This window comes from Campylobacter novaezeelandiae (genome assembly GCF_004323845.1).
GTDB classification, from domain to species: domain Bacteria; phylum Campylobacterota; class Campylobacteria; order Campylobacterales; family Campylobacteraceae; genus Campylobacter_D; species Campylobacter_D novaezeelandiae.
Genome location: NZ_QPGR01000014.1, coordinates 20,345 through 38,738 on the forward strand (window position 1 = coordinate 20,345; position 18,394 = coordinate 38,738).

Consider the following 18,394-nt stretch of genomic DNA (forward strand, 5'->3'; position numbering starts at 1 on the left):
AATTATATAAGAACTATTATATAACAATTTTTGTTATATAATAGCTTAAAAAAAATAATTATTAAATTTACTCATTGGTTAATTTTAGGCGTTTTGCAAGTTGGTAATAATTTAAATTTTTATAATTTTCATAAAAGTTTTTATGATATGTATCAAGCTTAAAGTCTTTATTGTTGTCTTTTAAGCTCTCATTGTTTTCATAAAAATATCCCTTATTACTTCCTTTAGGGTAAATGCCATATTTATCTATCCATACTACTTCATTAAAACCAAATTCTAATCTTTCATCATTTATTTTAGCTAAAAGATTACGCCCGCCTAAGCTTAAATATTTTACTTCGCTTAAACTTAGATCATAAAGAGTAGGAAAAATATCTTTGTGCGATCCTATACGGTATTTATTATAATAAATATTATTTTGTAATTTTTTTGGGATATAAAGATAAAAAGGCACACCAAAGGCTAAAGCTTTTTGGGTGTTGTAATCTATGCTCAAATCTCTTACTCTGTGATCTCCTGTAGCTGCTATGATGATGCTATCCTTAAAAGAACTTTGTTTTACTTTGCTAAGAAATTTTCCAAATTCATTATTAGCATAAATATAAGCTTTGATGATATTTTCTTGTTTATCTTTTTTATAAGGTAGTTTATCTAGTAAAGCTTTAGGGATATCATTTAAAATAGGTAATTCATTTGTGGGAATTTTATAAGGAGGGTGATTTGAAATACTTAAAGAAATGATTAGAGTATTTGTAGGATTTTTTTCTAAAATTTCATAAATTTTTCTATACATAAATTCATCAGCTACTCCATAACCATTTTCTGTTTGTGCTGCTTTTGGGTATTCTTTTATCAAATCATTTTCATCAATTATTTCATCGATACCTAAAATATTTAAGTAATTTTTAATATTTTGCCAAGAACCATTTCCCGCATAGATAAAAATTACTTTATATCCGGCTTTCTTATAAATTTGCATAGGAGTAAAATCTAAATGCTGTTTTTGAAAAGAGCTAGTAGAGATATTGCCAAAAGGACTTAAGAAAAATAAATGTGCAAAGCTATTAATAGTACCATTGGCAGAACTTAAAAATCTTGTAAATACAAAATCTTCTTTAAAGTGTTTATCTAATGCGCCTAAAAAATTATGTTTTTTATCACTAAATTCTAATAAATTTAGTCCAAAACTCTCCATTAAATTAATATAAATACTAGCTTTTGCGTTTTTAGCTATTTCATTTTTGGCGCTTGTTTTAAACAAAGGAAAAAGTTCTTCTTCTAAGATTTTAGCTTTATTAGTATCAATAAATGAAAATTTATTTTCTTCTTTAAATTGTTTATGTGCCCAAGCAAAAGCCATAAGAGGATTTAGCATAATATCATTTAAAACCTCAAACTGCGAAAAGGAATAATTTTGCACATTAATGGCCACATGTTTAAAAGGTCCTCTTAAAGCTAAAACATAAATTAAAATAAGTAATAAATTTGAAAAGATTAGCATAAGGGGTTTTAAACGATATTTTTTAAATTTAAGTTTTAAAATTTTAATATTAATATAAATGCAAATTAAAGCACAAAATAAAGCAAAAATAAGTATGGTAAATACAGGATAATCATTTAAAATAATCTTAAAAAGAGCTTGTATATTATCATCTTTAGCACTAAAGATAAAAATATCAATCTTGCTTTTATAGATTTCATAATAATAGTATTTAATAAAAGAAAAAATTGCACAAAGAAAAGCTATAAGGGCTATATAAATACTAGATAAAACAAAATAACTTTTTTTAAGAAATTGTGCTATACCCCCCCATTAAATTTCATAAAAATCAAACTTAAAAATCCACAAAGCAAAAGAGGTAAAAAAGCCACACTTAAAAATCTTATATCGTGATAAGCCCCTAATATATACATAAGAAAAAATTCATTTTTATTTTGCACTAAATTATCAGAAATAAAAGTAAAATGCATAAAAATTCTATTTAAGCTAAAAATTAAAATCAAAATAGAACTAAAAATACTAATTTGAAGTAAAATCTTTCTCATTATTTGCCTTAAAATTAAATTTCTTTGTTTTTTTAAATTAATTATAAAAACAAAGATTGAATATAGATGAGATTATATCGTTTTTTTTTTTTTTTGAATTTCAATAAATTTATAAAAAATTTTAAAACGAATTTATCTTTAGAGTGTTAGAAAATATAAAACATTAAAATACAAAATTTAAATGTAATTTTTAAATTGAAAAATATTTTATAAATTTTTCAATTTATTAATCTCATCTCTAATACTAGCGGCTTTTTCAAATTCTAAGGCTTTAGCAGCTTCTAACATCTCTTTTCTAAGCTCTTTGATGATTTTTGCTCTTTCATTTGCTGGCATTTTTTCAAATTTTTTACCTTTGCGATAAATTTCACCTAAATCTTCTTCATTTTTTAAACTTTCTTCTAAATGCCTTTTAACTGAAGTTGGTATAATACTATGCTTTTTATTGTATGCTTCTTGAAGTTTTCTTCTTTCATTTGTGGTATCTATGGCTTCTTGCATAGATTTTGTGATCTTTTTAGCAAATAATAAAACTTTTCCATTTACATTTCTAGCTGCTCTTCCCATAGTTTGAATCAAACTCGTAGTACTTCTTAAAAAACCTTCTTTATCTGCATCCATAATTGCTATAAGTGAAACCTCAGGCAAATCAAGTCCTTCTCTAAGTAAATTAATGCCTATTAGCATATCAAAATTTCCACTTCTTAAATTTCTAATTATTTCATTACGCTCAATCGCATCTATGTCAGAATGCATATATTTAACTTTTATGCCAAGTTCTAAGTAGTATTTTGTAAGCTCTTCGGCTAATTTTTTGGTTAAAACAGTTACTAAAACCCTTTCATTTCTTTCTATAACTTTTTTAGCTTCATCAAATAGGATTTCAACCTGATTGTCGCTATCTTTAATTTCGATTTTTGGATCTAAAAGTCCCGTTGGACGCATAATTTGATGAAAAATATTTTCTTTGCTAAGTTCAAGTTCAAGCGGAGCAGGGGTTGCTGAAACAAATAAAAATTGACAATCTTTGTGAATAAATTCATCAAACATTAAAGGACGGTTATCAAGGGCTGAGGGCAAACGAAAACCATAATCAACTAAGGTTTGCTTTCTGCTTCTATCTCCTGCAAACATTCCACGAAATTGTGGTAAAGAAACGTGACTTTCATCAACAATGACTAGAAATTTTCTATTTTTAATAGCAAAATAATCAAAAAGTGTATAGGGTGTATCTCCTTCTTTAATCCCTGTTAAATGCCTTGCATAATTTTCAACCCCTTTACACATACCTGTACTTTCAAGCATTTCAAGATCAAATTCAACACGCTGTTTAAGGCGTTGATATTCTACAAGTTTGTTTTCATGTTCAAACCAAGCTAAGCGTTCATTTAATTCTGATTTTATATCTTTTATGGCTTTTTTTAAGCGAACTTCACCCACGCTAAATTGACTAGTTGGATAAAGAATAAAACGTTTTAAATCTTTGATTTTTTTATTTTCAAAAATATTAAAATGATACATACATTCAAGCTCATCGCCAAAAAATTCAAGTCTGACTACTTCATCTTCATAATAAGCAGGATAAATATCAATAATATCTCCATTTACTCGAAAATCTGCACGATCAAAAAAATTATCATTTCTTTTATAGCCCATATCTACAAGTTTTTTTAAAAGTTCTTTTTGAGAAATTTGCATTCCTTGTTCAAAGATTAAAACCATACCTATATATTCATTTGGATTTCCAAGTCCATAATTTGCCGAAACACTTGCAATACAAATTACATCTTCATAACTTAAAAGTGAAGCAGTTGCACTAAGTCTTAATCTCTCTAGATCTTCATTTGTTGAGCTATCTTTTTCTATAAAAACATCAGTACGCGGAATATAAGCTTCAGGTTGATAGTAATCATAATAGCTTATAAAATACTCTACATGATTTTTAGAAAAAAAACCTTTGAATTCGCTATAAAGTTGAGCACATAAACTTTTATTGTGACTCATAATAAGAGTTGGCATATTTAGTTTTTTTATGATATTTGCCATACTAAAGGTTTTTCCACTTCCTGTTACCCCTAGTAAAGTTTGATATTTATTACCTTGTTTAATGCTTTTTACTATCCCTTCAATAGCTTGTTTTTGATCAGGACTTGGTTTTAAATTACTTGTAAGTTCAAACATTTCTTTTACTTTATTTTGTTTTTAAGAAAATATTTTAAAAAAAAATGGCTTAAATTTAAGTTCAAATGAAAACTTAAATTTAAGTTTTTTTGCTACAATTATAGATATTAAATTCATATAAACTTTAAAAGTAAAAAGGCAAATAATTATGTATGATGAAAAAATTATAAATACTATGACAGATAAAGTAAATGAGCTTTTGGCTAAATACAATGAAGTATGCGAAGCAAATGAGAATTTAAGAAATGAGCTTGTAAGCGTAAAAGCTCAAAATGAAGCAAAAAGCAATCAAATAATGCGTTTAGAAGAAGAGCTTAAAACTAAAAATATAGCTAGCGAAGATATAGTGAAAAAAATAGAGGCTGTTCTTGCAAAGTGACAATTTAAGACGCGTTATAATTAATGTTTCTGCAAAAGATTTTGGCATAAGATGTAGTGAAGAATTTGCCAATTTTTTAGAAGATGAAATTGCACTTATTTCTGGCGGAACTAAAAAAATAGAATTAACACGTTTTGTAGATGCTTTTGTTAAAAAAAGTTATGAAAATTATATTACACAAAGAGAGTTAAAAAAACTTATAAAAACCATTGATGAAGAACTTCCCTTAAAAAATGAAATTTAAAAGAGCTTTTACCTTGCTTGAGCTTATATTTGTTATTTTGATTATAGGAATTTTAGCAAGTTTAGCTCTTCCTTTTTTATCCCAAAATAAAAATGATGCAAAATTACTAAAAGCTAAGATTGAATATCAAATGATTTCTTCAAGTTTGGCTTTAATGAGAAACGAAGCTTCTTTAAAACAGGTAGCTTATACTTCAGTGCTTGATAATGCAAAATTTTTTAAAGAAAATGAAAAATTATTTTTTTGTGAACAAACCATATCATGTGAAGATAAAAATTGTTGTTCTTTTTCGCTTTTTAATCTTCCTTTGTATTCAAGTAAAGATTCTTGGATAAAAATATCTTTTAATTCTTATCGTTTTTTTTTAAATTCAAAACAAAGCATAGATTTTGTTTATGATCCTAAAGAGGGTATTTTAAAATGTGTCGATAATCAATTATGTAAAGAATTTATATGAAATACTATGAAATAGCCATTATAGGTTTTTATTTAGAAAATTTAGTTTTTCATAGTGTTTTAGAGCTTTCGCCTTTAACTCAAGTTATCGTTGATTTAAAAGGAAAAAAAAATTTAAAAGCTATAATTATACAAGAGTGTAAAAAACCAGAGTTTCAAACACAAGAGATTAAAGAAATTTTACCTTATTCTTTAAGCCCTTTTCAATTTGAATTAGCAAATTTTATTTCTTATTATTATGCAACTAAATTAAGTTTTGTTTTGGGATTTTTTGAGTGTTCTAAAAAATATGAAAATAATAGCATTGAAATTTTAAATAAACCATGTTTAAATGATAAACAAGAAAGTGCGTTAAATTTTATAAAAAATCATCAAAGTTCTTTATTGTTTGCAGATACAGGAAGTGGAAAAACTGAGATTTATATTTCTTTAATCAAAGAATACCTAGAAAAAGGTAAACAAGTTTTACTTTTAATGCCTGAGATTTCACTTACACCTCAAATGCAAAAAAGGCTTGAAAAATATTTTAAAGACTATTTTTTTCTTTGGCATTCTAAAATTTCAAAGAAAAAAAAACAAGAGTATTTATTTGCACTTGAAGAAGGTAAAAAGCTCTTAGTTGCAGGTGCAAGATCGGCTCTTTTTCTTCCTTTTAGAAATTTAGGACTTATTATAGTAGATGAAGAACATGATAATTCTTATAAAGCTTCCAATAAGCCCTATATTAATGCAAGAGATTTAGCCCTTTTTATAGGAGCAAAGCAAAACATTAAAGTTGTTTTAGGATCAGCTACACCCTCTTTGGTGAGTTTTTATAAACAAAAAAGTTTTAGACTTAAAGGGACTTTTTTTGAAAGTAAAAAACATTTTATATTTGATGAGAGCGAACTTAATATCACGCCTACTTTATTAAATGAGTTAGAAAAAACTTTAAATCATCAAAAACAAGCTATTGTTTTTTTACCCACTCGTGCAAATTTTCGTCAAATTGTTTGTAGAAATTGTGGCAATACTATAAAATGCCCTTTTTGTTCAATCCCTATGAGTTTACACAAAAATAAAAATTTGCTTAAATGCCACTATTGTAATTTTTCAAAACCAGTTGATCAAACATGCCCTAGTTGCAATGCTTTAATGCTAGAAGCTAAAAAAATGGGCACAGCTGAGTTGTGTGAACTTCTTTTAGGATACTTTCCTAATGCAAATATTAAAAGATTTGATAGCGATGAGGTTAGCACATTAAAAAAACTTAATACTATTTTAAAAGAATTTAATGAAAGAAAAATTGATATTTTAGTTGGCACTTCTATGCTTGCTAAAGGGCATGATTATCATAGCGTTGATTTAAGTGTGATTTTGGGACTTGATGAGTATTTATATAGGCCTAATTATAAAGCGACAGAAGAAACTTTATCTTTGGCTATGCAAGTGGCTGGTAGGGCAGGTCGCAAAGGTGAAGCAAGGGTTCTTTTGCAAACTAAAAATAGAGATTTTTTTGAAAAATATATTCAAGATTATGATGCTTTTTTAAAAGATGAGCTTTGTTTTAGAAAGGATCTTTATCCTCCTTTTAAAAGACTTTTAAGAATTATCATAGAGGATAAAGACTTGTTAAGTGCAAGTAAATTATGTGAAAATTTAGCCCTAAAGATTAAAAAAATATCACAAATTGAGCTTATAGGTTATGGAGCTTGTGGTATAGAAATGATTAATTCTAAGTATCGTTTTTATATTTTATTAAGAAGTGATTCTTATAAAAGTCTTATTGCCATTCAAAATTATATGCTTGATTTTAAAAATATAAGTTCTGATATAGATCCTATCGATTTTTCTTAAAATTTAAATTATTAATTTAATAAAATTTGCAATTATAATTTTAACAATAACTTTGAAATTCTTTATAATACTTCCAAGAATCCACTATATCAGGACGATATTTATTTATATGTTTAAATTCACAATCAAATTTATTTTTGAGATAAATTATAATTTCTTGATTATTTTTAATATGTTCTAAAAGTTCTGTTTCTCTTAACATATCTTTTTCTGTTTGATCAATAACATCTTTAATAGCGTCTAAAAATTCTTTAAGATAATTTTTAACACCTTGATAAAGTTGTTTATTTTGATGAAGTTTTAAAAAGTCATTTTTATGTATAAAGATACCCAGATCATTGCATAAATCATTTTGTATGATATCTTCAATGATATTTAAAAATTCACCATCCATAAAACGATTAAAGATAATCAAAATGCTTTCTTTTGTATTGATATTATAATTTTTTAAATTATTAGTAGAATGAAAAGAATAAATATTTTTTAAGTCATTTTCATTTACATAAAGCTTTAGTGGAAATAAATACCTTAGATAACCTCGAAATTCTTTACTTTTGAATATATTTTTTTTACTGATATGGGGGGGGGTAAGAGATAAATTTTGAGCCAATTTAGTTAAAGTATCAAAGGCTTTTTCTTCGCTAAATTCACTCATATCTATATAAGTGATATTTTTAGGATTTAGTATTTTTATTAGTTTTTGGATGATAAAAACATTATTTTCTAAGTCTTTAAAATCCCATTTAATTTCTGTTTTTTCATGGGTTAAAAAATCAATATAAGAATGCCAATCATAAGTAAGATTGAACATAGGTTCATAATTTCTTTGCACTTTATTCCAGTTCCTGCCAAGACAATGTTTTAAAATTCCTATAGGATCTCTTACTCCTATGATACAAGGAATAGAATCATCAAGTAAATAAAGGAATTTTTCTAGATCTTTTACATTGAGTTCTGAAAGATTAATGCCTTGATTTATAAAATTAGGATTATTAAGATAAGTATGTAAAAAACAATATCTATTTTTTGCGTCATTTTCTAGCATCCAAGAGGGAAAACAAAGAGTATTAAGAGCTTCATTAACATATCTTAAAAAGGCACCGGCTCCAACTCCATGCGGTGAAATATAAATAAATTTATATTTTTTACTCAAAGGAATGTTAAGATTCCAAGATAAATTCGCACAATATTCACTAGCATCTATATCAATCAATTCTGGATTGATTAAAGGAGGATAAGGATGATTTGAGTATTTTTCTTTAAATTCATTAGAACTTAACCAGTTTGCAATTATATCTATATGATTAAGAATAAATTCAAAGAAATTTTCATCATTTGAATTTTTTAAAGCATTAAGGATTAAATTGGCATTTTTTGGATCAAGTTTTTCTTTTAAAGTTTGTAAAATTTGCATGATTAAAATATAATCTCACTTTCATTAAATTTAGTATTTTGCGATGGAAATGGTGATTTTGGGGTATAGTATTCTATATTTTTTTGATATATACCTTTTTTTACATCATTTGGAATACTAAATTTTCTTGTGGTATTAGGAAATTTTTCTAAATATTGAATCATAAATTCTTTAAACACAGGAGCTGCTGTTCTAGCTCCGCCTTCTGTTTTTTTCATAGGATAGTTATTATCATTTCCATACCAAATAATAGCTTCTATTTCAGGGGTTACCCCGCAAAACCAAGCATCAATGCTTTTATTAGTCGTTCCTGTTTTTCCTGCTATTTCTATCCCTTCAACTCTTGCATTGCGTCCTGTTCCTTGTTCTACAACGTTTTTCATCATATCAAGCACTAAAAAAGCTTGAGCTTCATCACTTATTTTTTGTTCTTTAGGTTCAAATTCTGCAATAATATTTCCATTTTTATCTTGAATACTTTTTATGATTTGCAAATCTTTAATTTTTCCATAATTTCCAAACATAGTATAAAATTTTGAGTATTCTAAAGGAGAAATTCCAAAACTTCCAAGAACTATAGAAAGATTAGGGGGTAAATTTTTAAAACCCATTTGAGTTAGTTTTGAATATACAACATCAAGACCAATATTAAGTGCTAAATTTATGGTGGCTAAATTTCTTGATGCGCTTAAAGCTTTTTTAAGTGTGATCAATCCGCTAAAATCTTTGCTATAATTTTTTGGTTTCCAATCTTCATTATTTCCAGCCCCACCTTCAAAAATTCTTGATATATCAGCTACTTCACTCATTGGAGAATAACCTAGATTAATGGCTACTTGATAAACAAAAGGTTTAAAAGAGCTTCCTGGTTGTCGCATGCTTTGAGTAGCTCTGTTATAATTGCTTTTTTCATAATCAACCCCACCCACTAAAGCAAGCACTTCTCCATTTTGATGGTTTGCAACGACCATTGCTCCATTTAGTGTGTCTAAATTCGCATTTTTATCTCTTTTAACAATTTCATCATAACCCCATTTTAAAGATTTTTGTGCCATTTCTTGAACATCTAAATCTATATTTAAAATTATTTTATATCCACCTGTTTTTAGATCTCTAATGCTAGGATTTAGTTGTTTTATAACTTCATCTACAACATAAGGTGCAGCGTTTTGAGTTAATGTATCATCATAAACTTTAGGAATTTCATTTAAAGCTTCTTCGTATTCATTTTTTGATATCCATCCTAAGGTATAAAGTCTTTGGATTACATTATTGGCTCTTGAGATAGAAAGATCAAGATGTTTTGTAGGATCATAGCTACTTGGAGCCTTAGGTAAACCTACTAATATAGCAATTTCTTTAAGACTTAATTCGTTTAAATTTTTATGAAAATATCCAAGAGCAGCAGTCTTAACTCCATAATACCCATGTCCAAAAAAGATAAAATTTAGATATCTTTCTAAAATTTCTTCTTTGCTAAGTATAGTTTCCATTTTATAGGCTAAAAGCGCTTCGCGTATTTTTCTGCTAATAGTTCTTTCAGGGGTAAGTTCGGTATTTTTGATAAATTGTTGCGTAAGAGTTGATGCCCCTTCCATAGTTTTACCGCCACTTTTTATGATTTTTATTAAGGCTCTAAAAATAGCATCAATATTAACTCCATTATGTTCAAAAAAGCTTGTATCTTCAATGGCTACTAAAGCTTCTATAAGTCTTGGAGGAAATTCTTCATATTTAGCATAAAATCTATGTTGCTCAAAAATATTAGCAATGAGTTTTAAATTTTTATCAAAAATTTGAGTTGTTAAAGGTGGATTATATTCTTTAAAAATATAATCTTTTGTATCTAGACTTGAAAAAAGATAAGTGATATAGATAAAAATTAAAATACAAATTAAAGAAAAGAATGAAAAAATATATTTTAAAAATTTCATAAATAAGCCTTTAAAGTATCAGTATTTAATCCCAAAGCCGTATTTAAGTTGCCAATTTGTTTATCAATATACTTTTGATGAAAGCCTTCGCACATGATAGCTCCAGCCTTTCCCTTATAAAGACCACTTTCTATATAATCTTTCATTTCATCTTTATCAAATTCTTTAAAAAATAGACTTGTTTTTGAAAGAGAAAAAATTCTTTTTTGCGGAGTTTTTAAGATAAAGGCACTTAAAATATCTACTTTTTTACCGCTTTGCATAGTAAGCATTTTATAAGCTTGTTCTTTATTTAATGCTTTGGTTAGGATATTATTTTGGATACAAGCAATGCTATCTGCAAAAAGTATCTTATCATAATTAAATTTTTGGCAAAATTGTCTTTCTTTTGCTTTTACAACTTCTTGCACATAAATACTTGGAGTATAAGAAGTTGTAATATTTTCATCATAATTAAAACAAATTTGAGTAAATTTAATTCCAGCCTGTTTTAATAAATTTACCCTAGAAATAGAAGAAGAAGCTAGATAAAGCATTATTTACAAAGCTCTTTTTCTATAAAATCTTTTGACTCTTGTAAAGCTTGATCAATCTTTGCAAAGTCTTTTCCTCCAGCTGTTGCAAAATCATCTCTACCTCCGCCATTTCCGCCTAAAATTATAGCGGCTTGTTTAACCAAAATTCCAGCTTTTAAAGGTGCATTTTTTACACCTGCAGCAAGATTGATTTTTTCATTTTTGCTTTGTATGAGTAAAATCACACTTTTTTCAAATTTATTTTTAAATTCATCGATAAGATTTTTTATATCGATATTTTCATCATCAATTTTTTGAATACAAATTTGTGTTTGATTGATACAAATAGAATCTAGCTTGATTTGACTAGAATTTCTAAGCTCATTTTTAGAATTTCTAAGCTCATTTTTGAGTTTTTTGATGCTACTTAAAGCATCATTATTTTTTAATTCTTCTTTTATATCGTTTAATTCCTCAATAATGCCTTGTGTAAATTCTAATGCCGCTTTAGAAACTACTGCTTCTATTCTTCTGATTCCAGAACTTACACCACTTTCTTTGATGATATAAAAACTTCCAATTTCAGCAGTATTTTCAACATGAGTTCCCCCGCAAAGCTCTTTACTTTCTCCTAGGGTTAAAACCCTAACTTCATTTTGATATTTTTCACTAAATAAAGCTATAGCACCGCTTTTTTTTGCTTCTTCTAAAGTCATAAAATCAATTTTAGTTTTATTTGCACTAATGATCATTTCATTAACACATTTTTCAATTTCTTTGAGTTCTTTTTTGCTTAGAGCCTTAGAATAGCTAAAGTCAAATCTTAATCTATTGTATTCCACTAAAGAACCCGCTTGATTGACTTGATCACCTAAAATCTTTTTTAAAGCATGATGAAGAAGATGAGTAGCACTATGATGTCTTGCAGTTTGCATTCTTTTTTCTAGATCAATTTTTGCTTCTATTATTTGATTTGTTTCAAATTTTTCACAAGCTTTTACTTTACTAAGATTAAGATCAAAGAATTTTTGAGTAGCTAAAACTTCACTTTGATTGATTTTACCACTATCGCCACTTTGTCCCCCGCTTGTTGGGTAAAAAGGAGTTTTTTCAAGCATTATCCAGCCTATTTGTCCTTGATCTAAATGAGAAAGTTCTTTAAAATTTTCATCTAAAAGAGCTAAAATTTTTGTTTTTTGATTAAATTGTTCATAACCAACAAATTCATTTTTACTAAATTTTTCAATTAAATTTTTAAAATCCCCGCTAATGCTTATATCTCCACTACCTTTCCAAGAATTTTTAGCTCTATTTTTTTGTTCTTGCATTAAGGCATTAAATTTTTCTTCATCAATAACAATATTTTTTTCTTTAAGCATATCTTGAGTGAGATCTAAAGGAAAACCATATGTATCATAAAGCTTAAAAGCTATTTCTCCGCTAAAAACTTCTTTGGTATTTTTAAGTTCATCATTAAAGATTTCTATACCTTTTTCTATGGTATTTAAAAATCTTTCTTCTTCAAGTTTAATTTGCTCTTTTACGTAGTCTTTTTTTTCATTAAGATAAGTATAATGCTTACCCATGATATCACAAACTTTATCAACAAGTTTATACATAAAAGGTTTTTTTAGCCCAAGCAAATAACCATGTCTTAAGGCACGACGCAATATTCTTCTTAAAACATAGCCCCTACCTTCTTTGTCAAAATTTATACCTTGAGCTAGTAAAAATACACTAGATCTTATATGATCAGCTATAACCCTATAGCTAGCTCCTTTTTCATATACATAAGGTTTTTTACAAATTTTTGCTATTTCTTCGATAATAGGCATAAACAAAGAAGTATCAAAATTGCTAAATTTTCCTTCTTTGATGGCTATAACTCTCTCAAGTCCCATTCCTGTATCTATACTAGGTTTAGGCAAAGGAGTAAGAGTTCCATCTGCACTTCTTTCATATTGCATAAAAACAAGATTCCAAATTTCTAAGAAGCGATCTCCATCTCCACCCATATAATCTTCTAAACCATTAAAATGCTCTTCTCCTTGATCGTAAAAAATCTCACTACAAGGCCCACAAGGTCCAGTATCTCCCATTTGCCAGAAATTATCTTTATCTCCAAATTTATAAATTCTCTCTTTTGGAACAAAATTCTGCCAAAGCTCATAAGCCTCATCATCATTTTCATGGGTTGTTACATAAAGTTTTTCTTTTGGGAGTTTTAAAACTTCAGTTACAAATTCCCAAGCATAAGCAATAGCATCTTTTTTAAAATAATCCCCAAAACTAAAATTCCCAAGCATTTCAAAAAAAGTATGATGTCTAGCCGTATAACCAACATTATCAAGATCATTATGTTTTCCACCAGCTCTTATACAAGTTTGACAACTTGTTCTACGAGGCGGATTAGGGCGTGGAATTTCTCCTGTGAAAATACTTTTAAAAGGAACCATACCTGCATTTGTAAAAAGTAGGGTAGGATCTTCAGGAACCAAAGGAGCAGAAAAAACCACTTCATGACCTTTTGATTTAAAAAAATTCAAATATTCGCTTCTAATATCCATAAAAACTTTCCCAAAATTTAAAATTACTATTCAAAAATATATGATATCAAAATTACTTTAAATTAAGTAAAACTAAAATACAATTAATCTTTTAATTAAATACTTAAGGTTTTTTATGGATTTTATCAATCTTAAAGCTCAATATAGCGCCTATAAAAATGAAATAGATTCAGAAATTTCAAAAATTTTAAATAATTCTTCTTTTATCGGTGGAGACAAACTTAAAGAATTTGAGGCAAATTTAGCCAAATACGTAGGCGTTAAAAATGCCATTGGATGTTCAAGTGGAACTAGTGCTTTATATTTAGCTTTAAGAGCTTTAGGTATTTCTTATGATGATGAGGTGATTGTTCCAAGTTTTACTTTTATTGCTACAGCAGAAGTTGTAGCATTAGTTGGTGCAAAGCCTGTTTTTGTAGATATTGATTTAGATGATTTTAATTTAAGCATTGAAGAGGTTAAAAAAGCTATTTCTCCAAAGACAAAAGCCATCATTGCCGTAAGTATTTTTGGGCAAATGCCTGATTTATTTGCTTTTAAAAAATTATGCGATGAAAAAAATATCACCTTAATCGAAGATGGAGCCCAAAGTTTTGGGGCAAGCTATAAGGATAAAAAATCATGTTCCATAGCTCACATTTCTTGCACAAGTTTTTTTCCTTCTAAGCCTTTAGGAGCTTATGGAGATGGAGGTGCTATTTTTTGTGATGATGATTTTCTAGCACAAAAAATAAAAATACTTCTAAACCACGGTCAAACTCAAAAATACAATCACGAATTTATAGGGATCAATGCACGACTTGACACCTTGCAAGCTGCTATTTTAGATGTAAAGCTCAAATACTTTGATGATGAACTTAAAACAAGGGCAAAATTAGCAGCAAATTATGATAAGAATTTAAAAAATTGCCAAATTCCTAAAATCAAAAAAGATTTTATAAGCGTTTATGCACAATACAGCGTCTTAGTCGAAGATAGGGCTAGGGTGATTGAAAAATTTAAACAAGCAAACATTCCTTATGCTATACATTATCCTATACCACTTCACAAACAACCTTGTTTTAAAGAATTTTCCCATTTAGAACTTAAAAATTCAGAATTTATAAGCGAACATATCTTGTCTTTACCTTTTTCTGCGTTTTTAAAAGAAGAAGAACAAGAAAAAATTATTAATTTATTTGCGAATTTATAATTAGGAATTTTTATGAAAATCGGTATTATAGGCCTTGGCCATATGGGAAAAAATCATTTAAAAGAGCTTAAAAATAATTCTAATTTTAAACTTAATGCTTTATTTGATATCCAAAAATTTTCAAGCAATATTCCTTTTTTTGATAATCTAGATGATTTTTTAAAGCAAGATAATGATATAGTGATTATTGCAACGCCTACATTTACTCACTTAGATATTGCAAAAAAAGTTTTACCAAAAGTAAAAACTGTATTGATAGAAAAGCCACTAGCAATGAATTTAAAAGAAATCAAAGAATTTGAAAAATACTCCAAATCCCACGATAACAACATAGCCGTTGGCTTTTGCGAAAGATTTAATCCCTGCATAAGAGCCTTAAAAAAGATCTTAGACAATGAGCTTTTAATAAGCATAAACATTCAAAGATTTTCAAGTTTTCCTCAAAGAATACAAGATGTTGGAATTTTACAAGATTTAGCCGTGCACGATCTTGATCTTTTACATTTTTTAAGCAATCAAAAAATTTCAGAAGCTAAAATTTTAAAAAACTATACTCAAGAATGCCATCAAGAAAGCGAAAGTATCATATCGTGCAAAATGCAAAATTTTATAGCCTGCTTACATCAAAGCTGGAATAGCACCCAAAAAATAAGAAAAATCCAAATAATCACAAACAAGCATTTTTACGAAGCTGATCTAATCAACCTAGTTTTATTAAAAGACAATGCAAAAATTGAACTTGAAAAGCATTCTACGCTTTTTAAAGAGCATGAGGACTTATTTAAATTTGCTCTAAATCAAAAAAATGATCTAGCTTCCATACAAGATGCATTTTTAGTCCAAGAGATTTTAGAGAAACGCTAATGAAACTTGTTTTATTTTTAAATATGGGTGGCGTAAGCAAGATAGAAGATTGCGAACTTTTTTTAAAAAATATGTTCAATGATCCTTATATTTTAGGAATTAAAAATAAATTTTTAAGAAAAATGATCGCTTTTTTGATCACTAAAATGAGATTAAAGGCTATGCAAAAAAATTATGAAATTTTAGGTGGAAAATCCCCTTTAAATGACATAACCTTAAGTCTTTGTGAAAAACTAAACAAAAATGAAAATTTTAAATTCGATTTTGTCAATTTATACGTCCCGCCCTTTGCCACAGAAGTTTTAAAAAAATACTCCTTAAAAAAAAATGACGAAATTATCCTTTTTCCACTTTATCCCCATCACTCTCAAACAACAGTAACAACCTCGCTTGAAGTCTTAAAAAAAAGTATTGATGCCTTAAATATCGACTCTAAAATTCACATCATTGATATTTTTTACAAAGATGAACTTTACAATCAAATGATTATAAATCACATTTTAAAAGAAAATGAAAATTTTAAAAGAGATCAAAAAAAGACTTTGATTTTTTCAGCTCATTCTTTACCTATATCTATAATCAAAAAGGGAGATTTATACGAAAAGCACACTGTAGAGCATTTTGAAATTTTAAAGGATAAACTTAAGGATCATTTTGATGAAATTTTACTCTCTTATCAGTCAAAATTAGGCCCAGTAAAATGGCTTGAGCCAAATACAAGCGATATCTTAAAAAATCTAAAAAACGATGCCTTAATATATCCAATTTCTTTTTGTATTGATTGCTCAGAAACTGTATTTGAGCTTGGTATCGAGTATAAAAAACTAAGTAATAAAAACTATAAAGTCATTTCTTGTCCAAATGATAGCCTAGAATTTCAAACTTTTATCCTTTCTAAACTTTCCCTTTAAATTTAAACTCATCAAAGATAATTGATTCTATCTTTGATTTTTTTCATTTTTAATAATAGAAAATTAATAAAGTTTTTATTTTCAGTAAAATAAATATATTATCAAGTATTTTAAAACTATAACCATTATTCTTTTAATTTTTAGTCTATATCTTTTATCTTAATACAACAATATCAAAAAAAAAAAAAATGAATTAATAATTATTATTAATAAGAATTTAATTAAAAATATTTTATTATTCCGAAAATCTAATTTAGATTTTATTACTCTTTATTTTTATTTCCCTTTTAAAAATTAAAATAAATAAACGCAAGGAGTTTAATTAATGGGTCGACAAAAACATAGTTTATTTAAAAAAGAAATGGGGGGGGGGATTGAAAAAAACCATTCTTGCTCATCTAAAAAACTAGTTCTTTCTTTAGTTACAATTTCTTTTTTAAGTTCTTATTCTTATGCAGATAATTCTAATGTAAAAGCTTATAGTGAAGTAAATTTAAAAAGTAGATCAGCAAGTGTTTATCAAAATACTAACACTACTATAAATCAATCTTTAAATAATACTCATACTGTAACTGGCGCTGGTAACACTCTTGTTATAGGAAGTAGCGGTTCAGTTATAGTTTCAGGTGGCAACAGTCAAGCAGTAAATTTCACTCAAGGCTCTTCAACTTCTACCTTTTTAAATCAAGGAACACTTCAAGGTGGAAATAATACAGCTAGTGTTCAAGTAGGAGCAAATAAACAAAACGGTGTCACCATAGAAACTTTTACCAATGAAGGTATCATAGGTAATGATTCTTCTAGATATGGAGTTACAGTTTGGGGAACAGATAGTTCTAAATCTACTATAACTAATTTTAGCAATAAAGGAACTATAAGTTCAAGTTCTGGCGAAGCTATTTATCTTGGTAATACTGAGATTACAACTTTTAAAAATGAAGGAACGATTAAAAGTAATAGTGGTGATGGAATACATATAGCTGGTGGAACAACTATCGATAATTTTACTAATAGTGGCATTATAACAACTAGTGGAACAACTGAGCCAACCGGTGCAAATTCTATAAAAGCTTCTTCAGGGGTAAAATTAAGAGGTTATATAAAAACATTTACCAATGAAAGCAATGGAGTCATTTCAGCTATAACTGGAGTAAATGTAGTAGCTTCTACTATAGATAATTTTACCAACAAAGGAACTATAGAATCAACCTCAAGCAATACTCAACTTGGTGCAGCAATAAATTTGGTGCATTTTTATGGTAATTCAGATATTAAAACTTTCACTAATGAAGGTTTAATAAAAAGTGCTCAAGCAAATGGTATAGCTATAGAAGCTGGTAATAAAATAGAAACTTTTATTAATAAAGGTACTATAGATGTTGCTAATAATGGTATGATGTTTTTTGATGCAGGTGGTGCCACAGGTAAAGTTGATATCGGTGAAATCACTATAGAAAGTGGTGGTATCATTAAAGCAGGAAATAATGCAATCAATATTGATGGAAGCAAAAATGGTATCGAAGGAACAGGTATTAATGTAAAAAGTGGCGGTATATTAAATGGTGGTAATGCAGGTATTTATATAGGAGCTAATAATAATGTAAATACAAGCATCACTGTATCTGGAACTATCCAAGGTGGTAATGGTGGTATAATTAATACTGGAACCATAGGACAAGAAGGTGTGTCAAATCAACAACATGGTATCACTATTGAAAATGGAGGTACTATTACTTCTACAAACGGTAAAGGTATTTTAAACACAGATAATGGAATTATCTATGGTAATATTATAAATCAAAGTAATAACGATTTAACCTTAAAAAATGATTCTAGTGCTACTATTACAAGTGGT

At 27.6% G+C, this 18,394-nt stretch carries 12 protein-coding genes and 2 pseudogenes; 8 read left to right on the plus strand and 6 right to left on the minus strand.

Annotated elements, in window-relative coordinates; genetic code table 11:
• Nucleotides 1-67: 67 nt before the first annotated feature.
• Together DU473_RS06825 and uvrB are read right to left on the minus strand one after the other, a co-directional pair.
• Nucleotides 68-2,046 (minus strand): annotated as a pseudogene (locus DU473_RS06825) (LTA synthase family protein).
• A gap of 207 nt (nt 2,047-2,253) precedes the next feature.
• Nucleotides 2,254-4,227, minus strand: coding sequence for an excinuclease ABC subunit UvrB (gene uvrB, locus DU473_RS06830; protein WP_131186822.1), 1,974 nt, complete (start codon nt 4,225-4,227; stop codon nt 2,254-2,256).
• A gap of 148 nt (nt 4,228-4,375) precedes the next feature.
• Between uvrB and DU473_RS06835 the strand changes: the two genes are divergently transcribed.
• Genes DU473_RS06835 through DU473_RS06850 form a run of 4 tightly spaced genes read left to right on the plus strand, consistent with a single transcriptional unit; the run spans nt 4,376 to nt 7,142 of the window.
• The gene (locus DU473_RS06835; RefSeq protein WP_131163512.1) at nt 4,376-4,606 is read left to right on the plus strand and encodes a hypothetical protein; all 231 of its coding nucleotides are present in this window, start codon (nt 4,376-4,378) and stop codon (nt 4,604-4,606) included.
• The gene (locus DU473_RS06840; protein WP_131163511.1) at nt 4,596-4,850 is read left to right on the plus strand and encodes a hypothetical protein; all 255 of its coding nucleotides are present in this window, start codon (nt 4,596-4,598) and stop codon (nt 4,848-4,850) included. The genes DU473_RS06835 and DU473_RS06840 overlap by 11 nt, the downstream gene beginning before the upstream one ends.
• Entirely contained in the window at nt 4,840-5,307 is a 468-nt protein-coding gene (locus tag DU473_RS06845) for a type II secretion system protein (RefSeq protein WP_131163510.1), read from the plus strand. The genes DU473_RS06840 and DU473_RS06845 overlap by 11 nt, the downstream gene beginning before the upstream one ends.
• Nucleotides 5,304-7,142, plus strand: a complete 1,839-nt coding sequence (locus DU473_RS06850; protein ID WP_131186823.1) for a primosomal protein N' — start codon at nt 5,304-5,306, stop codon at nt 7,140-7,142. The genes DU473_RS06845 and DU473_RS06850 overlap by 4 nt, the downstream gene beginning before the upstream one ends.
• Nucleotides 7,143-7,182: 40 nt before the next feature.
• Here the strand turns inward: DU473_RS06850 and DU473_RS06855 are convergent, their stop codons facing one another.
• From DU473_RS06855 to alaS, 4 genes are read right to left on the minus strand one after another with little or no spacing between them, the layout of a single operon-like run.
• Nucleotides 7,183-8,559, minus strand: coding sequence for a DUF2972 domain-containing protein (locus DU473_RS06855; protein ID WP_424945001.1), 1,377 nt, complete (start codon nt 8,557-8,559; stop codon nt 7,183-7,185).
• Complete coding sequence (locus DU473_RS06860; protein WP_131163507.1) at nt 8,559-10,490, minus strand: penicillin-binding protein 1A; 1,932 nt, start codon at nt 10,488-10,490, stop codon at nt 8,559-8,561. The genes DU473_RS06855 and DU473_RS06860 overlap by 1 nt, the downstream gene beginning before the upstream one ends.
• A complete protein-coding gene (gene maf / locus DU473_RS06865) occupies nt 10,487-11,026 on the minus strand; it encodes a septum formation inhibitor Maf (protein ID WP_131166281.1) in 540 nt (179 codons plus the stop codon). The genes DU473_RS06860 and maf overlap by 4 nt, the downstream gene beginning before the upstream one ends.
• Complete coding sequence (gene alaS / locus DU473_RS06870) at nt 11,026-13,572, minus strand: alanine--tRNA ligase (protein ID WP_131186824.1); 2,547 nt, start codon at nt 13,570-13,572, stop codon at nt 11,026-11,028. Before alaS ends, maf begins: the two co-directional genes overlap by 1 nt.
• A gap of 115 nt (nt 13,573-13,687) precedes the next feature.
• On the opposite strand from alaS, the gene DU473_RS06875 reads away from it, so the two are divergent.
• The 4 genes and pseudogenes from DU473_RS06875 to DU473_RS08345 form a co-directional block, all read left to right on the plus strand.
• Entirely contained in the window at nt 13,688-14,764 is a 1,077-nt protein-coding gene (locus tag DU473_RS06875) for a DegT/DnrJ/EryC1/StrS family aminotransferase (RefSeq protein ID WP_131186825.1), read from the plus strand.
• Nucleotides 14,765-14,776: 12 nt separating this feature from the next.
• Nucleotides 14,777-15,628: a Gfo/Idh/MocA family protein gene (locus DU473_RS06880; RefSeq protein ID WP_131186826.1), complete on the plus strand. Its 852-nt coding sequence runs from the start codon at nt 14,777-14,779 to the stop codon at nt 15,626-15,628.
• Nucleotides 15,628-16,539, plus strand: a complete 912-nt coding sequence (gene hemH, locus DU473_RS06885; RefSeq protein ID WP_131186827.1) for a ferrochelatase — start codon at nt 15,628-15,630, stop codon at nt 16,537-16,539. Before DU473_RS06880 ends, hemH begins: the two co-directional genes overlap by 1 nt.
• Before the next feature lie 325 nt (nt 16,540-16,864).
• Nucleotides 16,865-18,394 (plus strand): annotated as a pseudogene (locus DU473_RS08345) (hypothetical protein); the annotation flags it as partial.

What these genes read in the sequence shown, in the direction of transcription:
- uvrB (WP_131186822.1), bottom strand. Translation starts at nt 4,227, where the DNA reads ATGTTTGAACTTACAAGTAATTTAAAACCAAGTCCTGATCAAAAACAA.
- DU473_RS06835 (WP_131163512.1), top strand. Translation starts at nt 4,376, where the DNA reads ATGTATGATGAAAAAATTATAAATACTATGACAGATAAAGTAAATGAG.
- DU473_RS06845 (WP_131163510.1), top strand. Translation starts at nt 4,840, where the DNA reads ATGAAATTTAAAAGAGCTTTTACCTTGCTTGAGCTTATATTTGTTATT.
- DU473_RS06850 (WP_131186823.1), top strand. Translation starts at nt 5,304, where the DNA reads ATGAAATACTATGAAATAGCCATTATAGGTTTTTATTTAGAAAATTTA.
- DU473_RS06860 (WP_131163507.1), bottom strand. Translation starts at nt 10,490, where the DNA reads ATGAAATTTTTAAAATATATTTTTTCATTCTTTTCTTTAATTTGTATT.
- maf (WP_131166281.1), bottom strand. Translation starts at nt 11,026, where the DNA reads ATGCTTTATCTAGCTTCTTCTTCTATTTCTAGGGTAAATTTATTAAAA.
- alaS (WP_131186824.1), bottom strand. Translation starts at nt 13,572, where the DNA reads ATGGATATTAGAAGCGAATATTTGAATTTTTTTAAATCAAAAGGTCAT.
- DU473_RS06875 (WP_131186825.1), top strand. Translation starts at nt 13,688, where the DNA reads ATGGATTTTATCAATCTTAAAGCTCAATATAGCGCCTATAAAAATGAA.
- DU473_RS06880 (WP_131186826.1), top strand. Translation starts at nt 14,777, where the DNA reads ATGAAAATCGGTATTATAGGCCTTGGCCATATGGGAAAAAATCATTTA.
- hemH (WP_131186827.1), top strand. Translation starts at nt 15,628, where the DNA reads ATGAAACTTGTTTTATTTTTAAATATGGGTGGCGTAAGCAAGATAGAA.